Here is a 13,926-nt window from a genome sequence, read left to right on the forward strand (position 1 = left end):
GCTGACGATGGACTCGGTGCGGATGCGGCTCGAGCGCGAGCAGGAGCTGTCGTTCATCGAATTCAACTACATGATCCTGCAGTCCTACGACTTCGTCGAACTGGCGCGTCGTTACAAATGCAATCTGCAGATGGGCGGCTCGGATCAGTGGGGCAACATCGTCAACGGCGTCGACCTCGGCCGCCGCATGGGCACGCATCAGCTGCACGCGCTGACCTGCCCGCTGCTGACGACCTCGTCCGGCGCCAAGATGGGCAAGACAGCCGCTGGCGCGGTCTGGCTGAATGGCGACATGCTGTCGCCCTACGATTACTGGCAGTACTGGCGCAACACCGAGGACGCCGACGTCGGTCGCTTCCTCAAGCTGTTCACGCTGCTGCCGATGGACGAGATCGAACGCCTGTCGAAGCTGCAGGGCGCCGAGATCAACGACGCTAAGAAAGTGCTCGCCACCGAGGCGACCGCGCTGATCCACGGTCGCGACGCCGCCGACAAGGCCGAGCTCACCGCCCGTACCACCTTCGAACAGGGCGGCACCGCGCAGGACCTGCCGAGCGTCGAGATCGCCCGCGCCGACCTCGACGCCGGCATCGGCGTGTTGGCGGCATTCGCCGAGAAGGCCGGGCTCGTCGCGTCGAACGGCGAAGCGCGGCGGCAGATCAAGGCCGGTGGCCTTAGGGTCAACGACATCGCGGTGACCGACGAGAAGATGACGCTGACGGCGGCGAATCTCACGGCCGACGGCGTCATCAAGCTGTCGATGGGCAAGAAGAAGCACGTGCTGCTGAAGCCTGCATAGGCCCATTCGCGGCAAGCGCTGTTCTTTTCCCGCGGAAGCGCGCTCCATGGCGCAAACGCTTCCCGGGAAGGATCGCTCTTGGACCATCCGCCGCCCTCGCGCACGTCGCAGCGCACCGGCCTGTCCGTGCTCGGCGTCTGCTTCGTGCTGTCGCTGCTCGGCCGTGGCCTCGGCGAAAGCTTCACCGTCTTCCTGTTGCCGATCTCGCAGTCGTTCGGCTGGGATCGCGCCGAGGCGGTGTCGATCTACTCGCTGACGGCGCTGTGCAGCGGCCTCGCCTCGCCGTTCGTCGGCCGACTGTTCGACCGCTCCGGCCCGCGCCTCGTCTACATGCTCGGCCTGCTGCTGCTCGGCGGCGCGTTTCTCGGCGCGGCGATTGCCCAGCAGTTGTGGCAATTGCAGATCGCGGTCGGCCTGTGCGTCGGGCTCGGCATCGCGCTGACCGGCAATGTGCCGAATTCGATCCTGCTCGGCCGCTGGTTCGGGCCGCGGCTGCCGACCGCGATGGCCGTGGTGTATTCGGCGACCGGCGCCGGCGTGCTGGTGATGCTGCCGCTCGCGCAGCTGCTGATCGAGCGGTCCGGCTGGCGCGGCGCCTACGAGATGCTTGGCGCCGCGATGCTATTATTGATCGTGCCGCTGCTGATGCTGCCGTGGCGACGCTATTCCGCAGGCGTGGCCGGCATGTCCCCGGCACCAACGCTCGAACCGCCGGACGACGGCTGGACGTTGCGCGCCGCGGTCCGCCATCACGCCTTCTGGGCGCTGTTCGCGACCTTCTTCTTTACCGCCATCGGCATGTACGCGATCTCGGCGCAGGTTGTCGCCTATCTGGTGGACGCCGGTTTCCCGCCGCTGCAGGCTGCGACCGCCTGGGGCTTTTCGGGCGTGGTGCTGGTGATCGGGATGCTGAGCGTCAGCTGGCTCGACGGAGTCATCGGCAGGCGGCCGTCGATCCTGTTCAGTTACGCGATCTCGATCACCGGGATCGTGCTGCTATGGCTGCTGCAATGGTATCCGAACTATATCGTGCTCTCCGGCTTCGTGCTGTGCTTCGGCAGCATGATCGGTTCGCGTGGGCCGCTGATCACCGCAACCGCCATGAAGGTTTTTCACGGCAAGCAGGTCGGCTTGATTTACGGTACCATCGCGATCGGCAGCGGGCTGGGTTCGGCGTTCGGATCGTGGTGCGGCGGCCTGATCCACGATCTCAGCGCCAGCTATAATCCCGTGATCGCCTTTGCCCTCGTCGCCGTATTGCTCGGCATGATTCCGTTTCTGGTCGTACCGACACTCCGCGAACGCTAACTCCCAATTTGCGAAAAGATCGCAAATAGCGACGCCGGCCGCTGCGGCATCAGGTCGCCCGCGCTGCCAATCAGAAAATTGTGTTCCCGACATTTGCGCTCGATCACATCGCTGCGCCGGCGATGTTGCTCATGATGCCGCCGCGGGATGCTCGCGCCGCAGGATTTTGCGCGCCAAACAGATTCGTTCGGGAGACATCATGACCACGACCACCCTCGATTCCGCCGACAAAGCCCCCCGGGAGTACGGCGCCCTCGCCGTCGCCATCCACTGGTTGATCTTCTTCGCGGTGATCGGATTGTTCGCCTCGATGAACTACGCGCACGGCCTCGACAAGGCCGATCCGCTTCGCCGTACGTTGTACGATTGGCACAAGGCGATCGGCACCATCGTGCTCGGCGTCGCCGTGCTGCGCATCCTGTGGATCAAGATCCACGGCGCGCCGGAGCTGGTGCCGTCGCCCCGGGTCACCGAAGTGATCGCCCGGATCAGCCACGGTCTGCTGTATCTGCTGCTGATCGCGCTGCCTGTGACCGGCCTCGGCATGTCGCTGTTCTCGGGCCGCGGCGTCGATCTGCTCGGCATTCCGCCGCTCGCCAAGAACGACGCGCTGGCCGGCGCGCTGCACGCGGCCCATGAGCCGCTGTTCCTGGCGACCGTCGCGGTGGTGCTGATCCACATCATCGGCGCGCTGTGGCACCAGTACTTCCGCCACGATGCCACGCTCGGCCGCATGGTGCCCTGGCTGCGCGCCAAGTAAGCGCCTCGCCGTCATTGCGAGGAGGCCAACCGACGAAGCAATCCAGCACCCTGCCCTGCGCTGGATTGCTTCGCCTTCGGCTTGCAATGACCGGAAAATCTGTCGCGATCGATCAGTTCGCCGGCGTCGGGAAATCGACGCTGTTGTTCTGCCGGCCGGTGTTGAATTCAAAGATCTTGCGCAGCACGCCGGGCGCCATCGCCGAGATTGGATTGACCCGCAGCACCGGCTGGCCGGGCGTGCCCACCACCTCGTAGGTCACACCGATCAGCCCTTCGTTGCTGCCGCCGCCGAGAAACAGGCCGACGATCGGGATCTGGCCGAACATGTTGTTCAGCCCGTACATCGGCACGAAGGTGCCGCTCATCCGCACCTGGTTGGCCGGATAGTCGATCGAGCCTTCGATGGTCGCGCCGATCGTTGGACCTTTCACCACGCCGTCGCGCACGGTCAGTTGACCGTTCTGTCGGGTGAATTCGGCGCGCAGCCGTGAGAACGCCAGACCGCCAGAGGTCCCGCCCGGTGCGCCGGCGGCTGAGCGCTCGAGCGCGGCTTCGCCCTTCACGGTGAAGTCGCGAACGTTGATCAGGCCTTCCTTCTCGCGAGGCTCCGCCGTCGGCGGCTCCAGCGCCAGTGCCAGCTGGCCGCCATACATCTTCGAATAAGTGTCGGAGAAACGGAAGAACGCGCCGGCGTCGTTGGTCTCCAGATAGACCACCTCGCGCCCCTTGTTCTTGCCGCGCAGGTCGGCGGTGATCGGGGTGTCTCGGCCGAGTTTGCCGTTGAAGGTGAAGGTGCGGAACGCGCCATTGCGACGGACGAGCTTGACGTCGACGCTGCGCATCGCCTCGCCGGAATAGCCGGCCACAGCGCCGAGCTTGAGATCGAGATCGAAATCGAGGCTCTTCGTCTTACCCTTCGGCTCCGGCTGGGTGCCCGACAGCGCTGACTTGATGAAGCCGCGGCCGTCGAACACGTCGCCACGCACCACGACCTTGAGCACGCCGTCGGGACCGCGATCGGCCTTCAGCGTGGCCTTGTCGCCTTCCGACGGTGAATAGACCGGGAAGTTCGCGTTGATGATATCGCCATCCTCGTCGACCTCGAGCGATCCCTTGATCAGCGTGCCGCTTCCTTCGATCTGAATGTCCTCGAACCGGGTCGATTGCGGCTTCTTGATCATGTTGAAGGTCGCCCGCGCCGACTTGCCGGGCTGCTTGGTCCAGCCGGGCAGCACGTTGTCGAATTTCAACGGCGTCAAATCGATGTCGAAGCCGAGCTTGGTGTCCTGTTCGTTGTCGCCCATCTTGCCGGCGAGCTTGACCGGCATGGCGCCGGTGACGGCCGGACCGAGATCGAAGCCGAGCTTGGCACGGCTGGCGTCGTCGAGAGTCGCCTGCAGCTTGACGTCGGCATCGCCGTCGGCCGGCTTGCGATAGTCGAGCGACGCCGACTGGCCGTTGATCTTCACGTCGCCCTTGACCTGATAGCCCTGGTTGGTGGCGATCAGCTTCAGCGTGTTCGCCTCCAGCTTCTGCCCCATCACCATCTTGTCGGCGGAGAAGCCGTTGAGATCGGCGTTGATCGTGTAGCTCGTGTCGGCCTTGGTGAGCTCGCGCTGGATCGGCATGCCGAGCATGACCTGAGCGCTCACCGTTCCCTTGGTGGTGGCGGGATCGACCGGCACGTTGGCGACATCACTCAGTCGCCCCGACGACAGCAGTTCGGCGATCGCCGGCACCGGCGCGTCGAGCTTGAACTTGATCCGTGACGGCGACGGCTTCGGTGCCATGTCGGGCACTTCGAACAGGATGTCCGACAGCGCCACGCGGCGTCCGCTCGGCGTGTCCGCATTGGCCTGGGCGATCGCCACGGAGGCGGTGCGGCCGGTGACGCGCACCCGCATGTCGGCGTCGCGCACCGAAGGCAGGCCATCAACCGGATGGATCGTGGCACCAGTGCCGATGATGTTGACCAGCAGGCCCTCGTCCGGGATCGGCGGACCGCGCCGCGACAGGTTCTTGACCGGCGAATTGACGGCGATGTCGATGCTCTGCACCGCGCCCTTCTCAATTCGCTCGTTCACCCATTCACGCACTTCCGGAACGATCAGGGTCGGCCACATCCGCTTCAGGGCCGAGACCGACATCGGCGTGCCGGCGAAGCCGAGCTTGAGACGCGGTTCGCCCGCATAATCGATGCTGCCCGAACCCGCGACGCTGATCTCGCCATTGCTGAAGTCGGCCTGGGTCAACACGACACGTCGGTTATCCGCGTCAAAGCGGACGCGCACCGCGATGCGATTGAAGATCAGCGGAGTCTCGCCCTCGACGCCGGGGAGCACGATCGTGCCGCCGGACAAGCCGAGGCGCCAGTCGGTGGCGTTGCCGTTCGGCGGTTCGAGCGAAGCCAGCAGCGTGATCCGGTTGGCGCCGGCGATGATCTTAAACGGCGCCATCAGCACGCGGCGATTGGCATCCCATTCAAAATTGAACTCGGCCTGATCGATCGCCATCGGATAGTCCGGCGTGTCGTAATCGGTCACTGTGCCGGCGCCGGCTGTCAGCTTGCCGCGGAAGTAGGTCGGCAGACCGTCGCGGCCGATCTCGCCGCGCAGATCACCGGTCAGCGGAAAATCCGCCCCATAGGTCAGGTTCTTCAGACGGAGCGCCAGCAGGATATTGCGCGTGGGCACCTGGTTGGCGTGTAGCTCGACCGAGCGGACGCCGTCCTGCGGCGGCCCGACCTGGACCCGCAACGACCACGCTTTCTTGCCTTCTTCGCCAAGACTGAGCGCGACGCCGCCCCGGCTCGGCCGGCGCAGGCTGAGACTGATGTTTTCGAAATTCCAGCGGTTGCCACGCTGCTGATCGTCGACGACGAGGTTGCCGTTCTTCAGACCGATCTCGTCGAGATTCTGGCCGTCTAGTCCCGTGAGGCTCAGGCTGTCGAGCCAGTCCAGCCCGGCGAGCAGGCTCTTCATCGCGTCGCTGCTGTCGGCCGGCGCAGACTTGTCCGCTTGCACCGCTGGCTGCGAACCATCGGGCGCGGCAGGCGGCGGGATCGGCAGCGTGAACTCCGGCGGACGCCGCGCGGTTGCAACGCCGGTGGCGATCGGCCGGGCCGTATCGCCGGTGGACACCGTCACCTGACCGTCCGGCGTAATCCGGATCGCCAGTTCGGCGTCGACCAGCCGAAGGCTTTCGGCCCGAAGCCGGCCCGTCAGCAACGCCCAGCCGGACAGCCGGACTTCGGCCTTCGGCGCGGTGGCGACGATGACGTGATCGCGGTCGCGGACGACGATGTCGCGAATGCGCACCGCGACACGAATCCGGCCGGCGCGCTCGATCTGCGTACCGCCGACCTCGACGGTGTTGCCGTGGCCGATATTCTCCTCGATCGCGTCGGCGAGCCAGGGCGTCGCCAGATCGAGGTTGATCGGACCGGCGCCGAGCCGCAGCCACAGTCCGCCGAAACCCGCCGCCAGCACGAAGCCGATCGCCAGCAGCGCAACCAGCGTGCGCTTGATCCAAGGTGCGCCGGACAAACGATGCCCCCAGCGGCGCATCGAGTCGTCGACGCGATGAAATCCGAGATTGGGCCGCGAGAGCAGCTTGCGGGCGCGGTTGCGGCACGCCTCTTCGTGCTCGCGATCCCAGTCGCCGTCGTGCCAACGATGGCTGTCGTCGTCACGCGGGGAATGCGGCCCGGAAGCGTCGGGCGATGGGTAGCTGGCCATAGCCTCTCGATGCGCGCGCTCGGTCGCAGCCTGATCGCCGAGGGAGGTTTGCGCGCCGACGCGCAGGATACGCTCCTGTGGCGGCATCTCTGCCTATCCTCGGTTGAACTTGTGACTCGCCGCCAGCCCGAAGGCCTACGCAACAATCGAGTGGCCGGGACGACGAATCCCTGCAACCATATCCTGAGGCTGACGGATTTGCCCAGCAGTGGCAGCGCCGCAGCAAGCTCCGCGACGCTTGTTTGACCTGCTGAAAGCGACGAAAGGAAGGCGTATGTCCAAGCAAACGCGCAAGAATCCCTCAAAGTCTGCGGCATCCAAGGGAGCCACGTTGAAATCTCCGACGCCCCGGAAAAAATCAGCAACAGCCTCTTCAGCGGCCGGCAAGGCGGCAAAGGACACGACAAAGCCGAAGGCCAAAGCGACCGCATCGAGCAACCCGGCGGCGGCCAGCAAGGCCAAGCCAGCCAAAGCTGCGACCATCAGCGCGCTCACCGAGGGCGCCACGGCTCCGGCCTTCACCCTACCCCGCGACGGCGGGGAATCCGTAACGCTTGCAAGCTTTTCAGGACAGAAGCTGGTGATCTTCTTCTACCCGCGCGCGAACACGCCGGGCTGCACCAAGGAAGCAATCGACTTCAGCCGTCTGAAACCGGCTTTCGCGGACTGCGATACAGCGATCGTGGGCGTCTCGGCCGACTCTGTAAAGGCGCAGGACTCGTTCCGCGACAAGCACAGCCTGACCACGCCGCTGCTGTCGGATCCCGCCCATGAGATGCTCGAAGCGTACGGTGCCTGGGGCGAAAAATCTTTGTACGGCCGCAAGTTCGAAGGGATCATTCGAACGACGGTTCTGATTGGGCGCGACGGCACGGTCGCTCGGATCTGGCGCAATGTGAAGGTCGACGGCCATGCCGATCAGGTCCTCGCAGCCGCACAATTGTTGTGAATCCCTTTTCCGAAAATTAACCATGAGGGGGTCAAATCTGCCCGCGCGTTGAGCCGACGACCAGCTCTGTCGGCGCGGGAGTATCGATGTCCTACCGTCCCGGTCACCAGCCAGACCACCCACAGCACCACGCTCCACATCACGGCCGCACGCAGCCGCCCCAGCGCGCGCCGCGCCCGCATCCTCCGCATCCCAAGCAGGCGCAGCCGCCAAGGCCAGCGACGGCATCCGCCGTCGAAGGCAGCAGCTACACCATTGCCCACGCGGGCAAGCAGGTCCGCATCGGGCCAGTCGTTTTCTGGATCGTGGTCGGGACGGTCGTGGCGCTCGGCGTCTGGTCGGCCGCGACGGCCACTTACTTCGCCTTCCGCGACGACGTCCTGACGCGGCTGATCGCCCGACAGGCCGAGATGCAATACGCCTATGAGGATCGCATCGCCGAGTTGCGCGCCAAGGTCGATCGCACCACCAGCCGGCAGTTGCTCGATCAGGAGCAGTTCGACCAGAAACTCGATCAGATCATGCGCCGCCAGAGCATGCTGGAGTCGCGCGCGAATGCGCTGAGCAGCCTGCCCGATGTCGCCGTCACTGGCAGCATCAAGGGCGGCCGCACGCCGTCCGCGGACGCGGCTCCGGCCGGCCCGCTGAAACCTTCCCCGATCAACGACACCGTCATCTTCGTCGCGCCGCCGGACCGCGAGGCACGGCTGGAGTCGCGCTCCCCGGCCAACGTCCCGGTGCTGCCGACCACGCAATACGCCAAGGCGCAAGGCGTCGGCACCGCGCTGTCGAAGCTCGACCAGTCGCTCGATCAGATCGAGCGGCGGCAGATCGCGATGCTCGGTTCCGTGGAAGAGTCCTTCGAGTCCCGCGCGCGCCGAATGCGCGGTGTGCTCACCGATCTCGGCCTCAACGCCCGCGGGCTGGAAGCGTCTGCGCCGCGCGGCGGCGTCGGCGGCCCGTTCGTGCCGGTGAAGGCGCCATCGTCCGCGGCCAGCGCGTTCGACCGCCAGCTCTATCGGATCAATATCGGCCGCGCTCAGCTCGACCGCCTCAACCGCGCGCTGTCGCTGGTGCCTTATCGCAAGCCCGTGCTGGGCCAGGTCGAGTTCTCGTCCGGCTTCGGCATCCGCAGCGATCCGTTCCTCGGCCGGCCGGCCATGCACACCGGCCTCGATTTCCGCGCCTCGACCGGCGACCCGGTCCGCGCCACCGCGGTCGGCAAGGTGGTAAGCGCCGGCTGGGCCGGTGGCTACGGTCAGATGGTCGAGATCGACCACGGCAACGGCCTCTCGACCCGCTACGGCCATCTCTCCAAGATCATCGCCAAGGTCGGCCAGAGCATTCAGATCGGCCAGGTCATCGGCGAAGTCGGTAGCACCGGCCGCTCGACGGGACCGCATCTTCACTACGAAACTCGCATCGATGGCGAAGCCGTGGACCCGCAGAAGTTTTTGCGCGCGGGGGTGCGACTCGCGGGGGCGACTTAGCTCAGCGTCAGCTGAGCCCGCACTTAGCCGGCGGTGTGCGGGCTGATAACAACTCGATCAGCCGTCCCTCGTCTTCGTCGGGCGCTGCGGCTTTGGCGGCGGCATAGGCCTCCACCGCCGCACGGCTGAGCGGAAGCTGCGGCACGAGCGTTTCGCCGAGCTGCAGCGCATACTCTGCATCCTTGTGCCGAAGCGCAGCGGTGAACGTCGCGTCGGAAAAATCGCGGTCGATCATCCGCGGGGCATGTCGCAGCACCTGAGGACTTGCGACCACACTGCTCTCCAGCGCCTCGCGTACTAACGCCATGTCCAGGCCGGCCTGCTCGGCGATCGCGAGGCCTTCGGCGATGCCGGCGATCTGGATCGCGCCCATCAGATTGTTGATGAGCTTATAGACCGTGCCCGAGCCGACCGGGCCGAAGTGGCGGATCGTACGGCCCAGCGGGGCGAGAAAAGGCCTCGCCTGGGCCAGATCGCCGGGTTCTGCACCGACCAGCAGCGTCAGTTCACCGGCCGCCGCGGCTTGTGGCAAACCTGTGACCGGGCAATCGATGTAAACGAGGCCGCGTGCGCGCAGCGCTGCGGCGAGATCGAGCGCGTGCTGATGCGATACCGTCGAGCACTCGATCGCCAGAGCACCCGCCTTTACCTCCGTGGCCGCGCCGCCAGCTCCCAGCCACACGGACTGGGAAGCATTGTCATCGGCGACCATCGTGAAGATCGCCTCGGCATCGCGGGCGGCCTCGGCCGGCGTTGCCGCGCGGCGCGCGCCGCGGACGATCAGCTCGTCGGCCTTGGCGGGATTGCGATTCCACACCGCGACGTCGAAGCCAGCGTCGAGCAGCCGGGAGGCCATGCCGCGACCCATCTTGCCGAGGCCGAGGAAGGCGACCCTGGCGCGAGCGCCCTCGCCCACGCTTAGTCCACGTCCTCGATCGCGCCAGGTCCGCCGCCGAAGGCACGTTGCGCCAGGGTGGCGGCCATGAACTCGTCGAGGTCGCCGTCGAGCACGCCGGCCGTGTCGGAGGTCTGCACGCCGGTGCGCAGGTCTTTGACCATCTGATACGGCTGCAGCACGTAGGAGCGGATCTGATGGCCCCAGCCGATGTCGGTCTTCGCGGCCTGGTCGGCAGCGGCCTGCTCTTCGCGCTTCTTCAGCTCGATCTCGTACAGGCGCGCGCGCAGCATGTCCCACGCCTGAGCGCGGTTCTTGTGCTGCGAGCGGCCGGCCTGGCAGACCACCGCGACGCCGGTCGGAATATGCGTCAGGCGCACCGCCGACTCGGTCTTGTTGACGTGCTGACCGCCGGCGCCGCCCGACCGCATCGTGTCGGTGCGGACGTCGCTTTCCTTGATGTCGATCTTGATGCTGTCGTCGATCACCGGGAAGATCTGCACACTCGAGAATGAGGTGTGCCGGCGTGCGTTGGAGTCGAACGGCGAGATGCGGACGAGACGGTGCACGCCCGCCTCGGTCTTCAGCCAGCCATAGGCGTTGTGGCCGGAGATCTGAATCGTCGCCGACTTGATCCCGGCTTCTTCGCCCTCGGACTCTTCGAGATACTCGATCTTGAAGCCGTGCTTCTCCGCCCAGCGCGTGTACATGCGCAGCAGCATAGAGGCCCAGTCCTGGCTCTCGGTGCCGCCGGCGCCGGCATGCACTTCGAGATAGGTGTCGAACTTGTCAGCTTCGCCGGACAGCAGCGCTTCCAGCTCGCGGCGCGCGACTTCCTTCTTCAGCGCCTTGAGCGCGTCCTCGGCTTCCTTGACGATGCCCTCGTCGCCCTCGGCTTCACCGAGCTCGATCATATCGATGTTGTCGGCGAGTTCCTGCTCGACCTTGCCGATGCCGGTCAGCGCATCCTCCAGCGAGGTGCGCTCCTGCATCAGCCGTTGGGCCTTCTGCGGATCGTTCCAGAGGTCGGGATCCTCGGCGAGCTTGTTCAGCTCCGCGAGGCGGACAGTCGACTGATCGACGTCAAAGATGCCTCCTCAGCAGCCCGACTGACTGCTTGATCTCTTCGACGAGGCGTTCGATTTCTGAGCGCATGGAAACTCTGATGGCGGCGATGCGGCCATCGTGGCCGCAAGGATGATGAAGGCGATTTAGCGGTCGCGGCGGCAAAGCGCAATCGCCGCGATCAACCTCGCGGCGATTGATCGTTCGCCTAATATAGGCCGCCGGTCCCCGGCCGCATGAAGCCGCGGTCGTCGGGCGGCGCCATCTGCTGCTGCCGGCCGTCGGCATCGGCGACGCCGATCACCGAGTAGTTGTCGGGCGGCGCGGTGCCGGGCTTGAACGCCTCGAGGATGGTGCGGCCGCCGTCGCCCGGGCCGGCGCGCATGCCGGTCTTGGCGTCGACGCGGATCAGCTTGATGCCGGCCGGCACACGGAACGGCACCGCCGGCTTGTCGGCGAGCGCGAGCTTGAAGAAGTCCTTGGCGACCGGCGCCGCGAGATGGCCGCCGGTGGCGCCGCGGCCGAGGTTGCGCGGCTTGTCGTAGCCGAAATAGATGCCGACCACGAGGTCCGGCGAGAAGCCGATGAACCAGGCATCCTTCTCGTCGTTGGTGGTGCCGGTCTTGCCGGCGATCGGCTTGCCGACTTCGCGCAGCACGGTGGCGGTGCCGGCCTGGACCACGCCCTCCATCATCGACGTGATCTGATACGCGGTCATCGGATCGAGCACCTGCTCGCGGCGGTCGACGAGCTGCGGCTCGGGCTGGTTCTTCCAGCCGTCAGGCGCGTCGCAGCCGCGGCACTCGCGTTGGTCGTGCTTGAAGATGGTGTGGCCGTAGCGGTCCTGAATGCGGTCGATCAGAGTCGGCTTCACCCGCCGTCCGCCATTGGCGAACATCGAATAGGCCGTCACCATCCGCATCACGGTGGTTTCGCCCGCGCCGAGCGCATAGGATAGATAGTTCGGCAGTTCGTCATAGACGCCGAAGCGCTTGGCGTATTCGCCGATCAGCGGCATGCCGATGTCCTGCGCCAGCCGCACCGTCACGGTGTTGAGCGAGCGCTGCAGCGCGTTGCGCAGCGTGGTCGGGCCGTAATACTTGCCGGTCGAGTAGTTCTCCGGCCGCCAGACGCCGACGCCCTGCCCCTGATCGATTTCGATCGGCGCGTCGATCACCACCGTGGACGGCGTGTAGCCGTTATCCATCGCGGCCGAATACACCAGCGGCTTGAACGACGAGCCCGGCTGCCGATACGCCTGGGTGGCGCGGTTGAACTGGCTCTGGTCGAACGAGAAGCCGCCGACCATGGCCAGAACGCGGCCAGTGGACGGGTCCATCGCCACCATCGCACCGGAGACTTCCGGAATCTGCCGCAGCCTATACTGGCCGTCGACGATCTTGCCTTCCTTATCGAGCAGCGGGTCCGCATAGATCACGTCACCCGGCGACAAAACTTGCGACACCGTCGTCGGCGTCCGGCCGCGCTGCGGACCGGCGGCCGCCTTCGCCCAACGCACGCCATCGAGGCTGATCAGGCCGGTTTCGCGCTGCTTGGACACGGCGCCGCCGAGTTCACGGCCCGGCTGAAAGCCGATCCGCGCCGACTGGTCGGAAGTTTCCAGCACCACCGCCATGCGCCAGGGCGAAATGTCGGACAGCGACTTGATCTCGGCGAGCTTCACGCCCCAGTCGCCGCTGATATCGAGCTTCGACAGCGGCCCGCGCCAGCCCTGTGCCTCGTCGAACTTGACGAGTCCGGCCGTCATGGTCTTCCGCGCCTCGACCTGCAGCTTGGGATCGAGCGTGGCGCGCACCGACAGGCCGCCCTCATACAGCTTCTTCTCGCCGTAGCGCTCGAGCACGTCGCGGCGGACTTCCTCGGCGAAATATTCGCCCGCGAATGTACGGGCGCCGGTGCCACGGGTAGCGACGGTCAGCGGCTCCTTGCGGGCCTTGTCGGCGTCGGCCTGCTTGATCCAGCCGTTTTCGAGCAGACGGTCGATCACGTAGTTACGGCGCTCGACCGCGCGGTCGTGGTTGCGGATCGGATGCAGCGCGGCGGGCGCCTTCGGCAGCGCCGCCAGATACGACGCCTCGGCGACCGTCAGTTCGTTGACCGATTTGTCGAAATACACCAGGGACGCGGCGGCGATGCCGTAGGCGCCGAGGCCGAGATAGATCTCGTTGAGATAAAGTTCGAGGATGCGGTCCTTGGAATAGGCCCGCTCGATGCGCATCGCGAGCAGCGCTTCCTTGATCTTACGGGTGAACGACACCTCGTTGGTCAGCAGGAAGTTCTTGGCGACCTGCTGGGTGATCGTGGAGGCGCCCTGCGGGCGGCGATTCGAACCGATGTTCTGCGCATACAGCAGCGCGGCGCGGGCCATGCCCGAGTAATCGATGCCGCCGTGCTCGTAGAAGTTCTTGTCTTCGGCGGCGAGGAAGGCGTTGATCACCAGCTTCGGCACCGCCTGGATCGGCAGATACAGCCGACGCTCCTTGGAGTATTCGCCGACAAGCGAGCCGTCCGCGGCGTGGACTCGGGTCATCACCGGCGGCTCGTAATCCTGGAGCTGAGAATAGTCCGGCAAGTCCTTGGAGAAGTGCCAGATCAGCCCGGCTGCGGCAGCGATGCCGACCAGAAACACGATCGTCCCGGCTGCGAAAAGAAAGCCGAAGAACCGCAGCAGCAAGCGCATCGATGGAGTTCCGTATCACGAGGACCGCGCGACGCGGCGAAATGTCCCTTGAACGAGATCGGCTCAGTCCGCAACCCTGCGATCACGCTCGCCGGGGCCGGCCTCGATTCAGGCCGAAATCGCCAACATCACTGGCCGTCTTATAGAACTTACGCTGTGGCCAAACTAGGGCTCTGCGCGGGGCGCCCGGCGGCGCGGTCAGTCCGGCTTGGCCGAAACC

Annotated in this window: 9 protein-coding genes; 5 read left to right on the top strand and 4 right to left on the bottom strand. The window is 65.9% G+C overall.

Annotation, left to right across the window (positions count from 1 at the left end):
* The 3 genes from tyrS to ACOJTD_RS10860 form a co-directional block, all read left to right on the top strand.
* Positions 1-799: tyrosine--tRNA ligase (tyrS, locus tag ACOJTD_RS10850; protein ID WP_420132925.1), on the top strand; the 799-nt coding region annotated here is incomplete at its 5' end.
* Between the two features lie 78 nt (positions 800-877).
* A complete protein-coding gene (locus ACOJTD_RS10855) occupies positions 878-2,107 on the top strand; it encodes an MFS transporter (RefSeq protein WP_420132926.1) in 1,230 nt (409 codons plus the stop codon).
* A 199-nt stretch (positions 2,108-2,306) separates the two neighbouring features.
* Entirely contained in the window at positions 2,307-2,867 is a 561-nt protein-coding gene (locus tag ACOJTD_RS10860) for a cytochrome b (protein ID WP_420132927.1), read from the top strand.
* A gap of 112 nt (positions 2,868-2,979) precedes the next feature.
* Here the strand turns inward: ACOJTD_RS10860 and ACOJTD_RS10865 are convergent, their stop codons facing one another.
* Positions 2,980-6,693, bottom strand: coding sequence for a DUF3971 domain-containing protein (locus ACOJTD_RS10865; protein ID WP_420132928.1), 3,714 nt, complete (start codon positions 6,691-6,693; stop codon positions 2,980-2,982).
* A gap of 187 nt (positions 6,694-6,880) precedes the next feature.
* On the opposite strand from ACOJTD_RS10865, the gene ACOJTD_RS10870 reads away from it, so the two are divergent.
* Together ACOJTD_RS10870 and ACOJTD_RS10875 are read left to right on the top strand one after the other, a co-directional pair.
* Complete coding sequence (locus tag ACOJTD_RS10870) at positions 6,881-7,555, top strand: peroxiredoxin (protein WP_420132929.1); 675 nt, start codon at positions 6,881-6,883, stop codon at positions 7,553-7,555.
* An 86-nt stretch (positions 7,556-7,641) separates the two neighbouring features.
* The gene (locus tag ACOJTD_RS10875) at positions 7,642-9,045 is read left to right on the top strand and encodes a M23 family metallopeptidase (RefSeq protein WP_420132930.1); all 1,404 of its coding nucleotides are present in this window, start codon (positions 7,642-7,644) and stop codon (positions 9,043-9,045) included.
* A 7-nt stretch (positions 9,046-9,052) separates the two neighbouring features.
* Here ACOJTD_RS10875 and ACOJTD_RS10880 read toward each other — a convergent pair whose 3' ends face one another.
* The 3 genes from ACOJTD_RS10880 to ACOJTD_RS10890 all read right to left on the bottom strand — a co-directional run bounded on the left by ACOJTD_RS10880 (position 9,053) and on the right by ACOJTD_RS10890 (position 13,706).
* Positions 9,053-9,961, bottom strand: a complete 909-nt coding sequence (locus ACOJTD_RS10880; RefSeq protein WP_420132931.1) for an NAD(P)-dependent oxidoreductase — start codon at positions 9,959-9,961, stop codon at positions 9,053-9,055.
* A gap of 2 nt (positions 9,962-9,963) precedes the next feature.
* Positions 9,964-11,095 (bottom strand): peptide chain release factor 2 gene (prfB, locus tag ACOJTD_RS10885; protein ID WP_420132932.1). Its coding sequence is split into 2 segments (ribosomal slippage): positions 9,964-11,025 and positions 11,027-11,095, totalling 1,131 coding nucleotides; the frame shifts between segments, so codons are not numbered across the junction.
* Between the two features lie 118 nt (positions 11,096-11,213).
* Complete coding sequence (locus ACOJTD_RS10890; RefSeq protein ID WP_420132933.1) at positions 11,214-13,706, bottom strand: penicillin-binding protein 1A; 2,493 nt, start codon at positions 13,704-13,706, stop codon at positions 11,214-11,216.
* Positions 13,707-13,926 lie beyond the last annotated feature (220 nt).

The organism is Rhodopseudomonas sp., from assembly GCF_048594845.1.
Taxonomy (GTDB): Bacteria; Pseudomonadota; Alphaproteobacteria; order Rhizobiales; family Xanthobacteraceae; genus Rhodopseudomonas.

Bases quoted from the DNA above. Each gene is read 5' to 3' on its own strand.
- ACOJTD_RS10865 (WP_420132928.1), bottom strand. From the start codon at position 6,693: ATGCCGCCACAGGAGCGTATCCTGCGCGTCGGCGCGCAAACCTCCCTC.
- ACOJTD_RS10890 (WP_420132933.1), bottom strand. From the start codon at position 13,706: ATGCGCTTGCTGCTGCGGTTCTTCGGCTTTCTTTTCGCAGCCGGGACG.
- ACOJTD_RS10875 (WP_420132930.1), top strand. From the start codon at position 7,642: ATGTCCTACCGTCCCGGTCACCAGCCAGACCACCCACAGCACCACGCT.
- ACOJTD_RS10860 (WP_420132927.1), top strand. From the start codon at position 2,307: ATGACCACGACCACCCTCGATTCCGCCGACAAAGCCCCCCGGGAGTAC.
- ACOJTD_RS10870 (WP_420132929.1), top strand. From the start codon at position 6,881: ATGTCCAAGCAAACGCGCAAGAATCCCTCAAAGTCTGCGGCATCCAAG.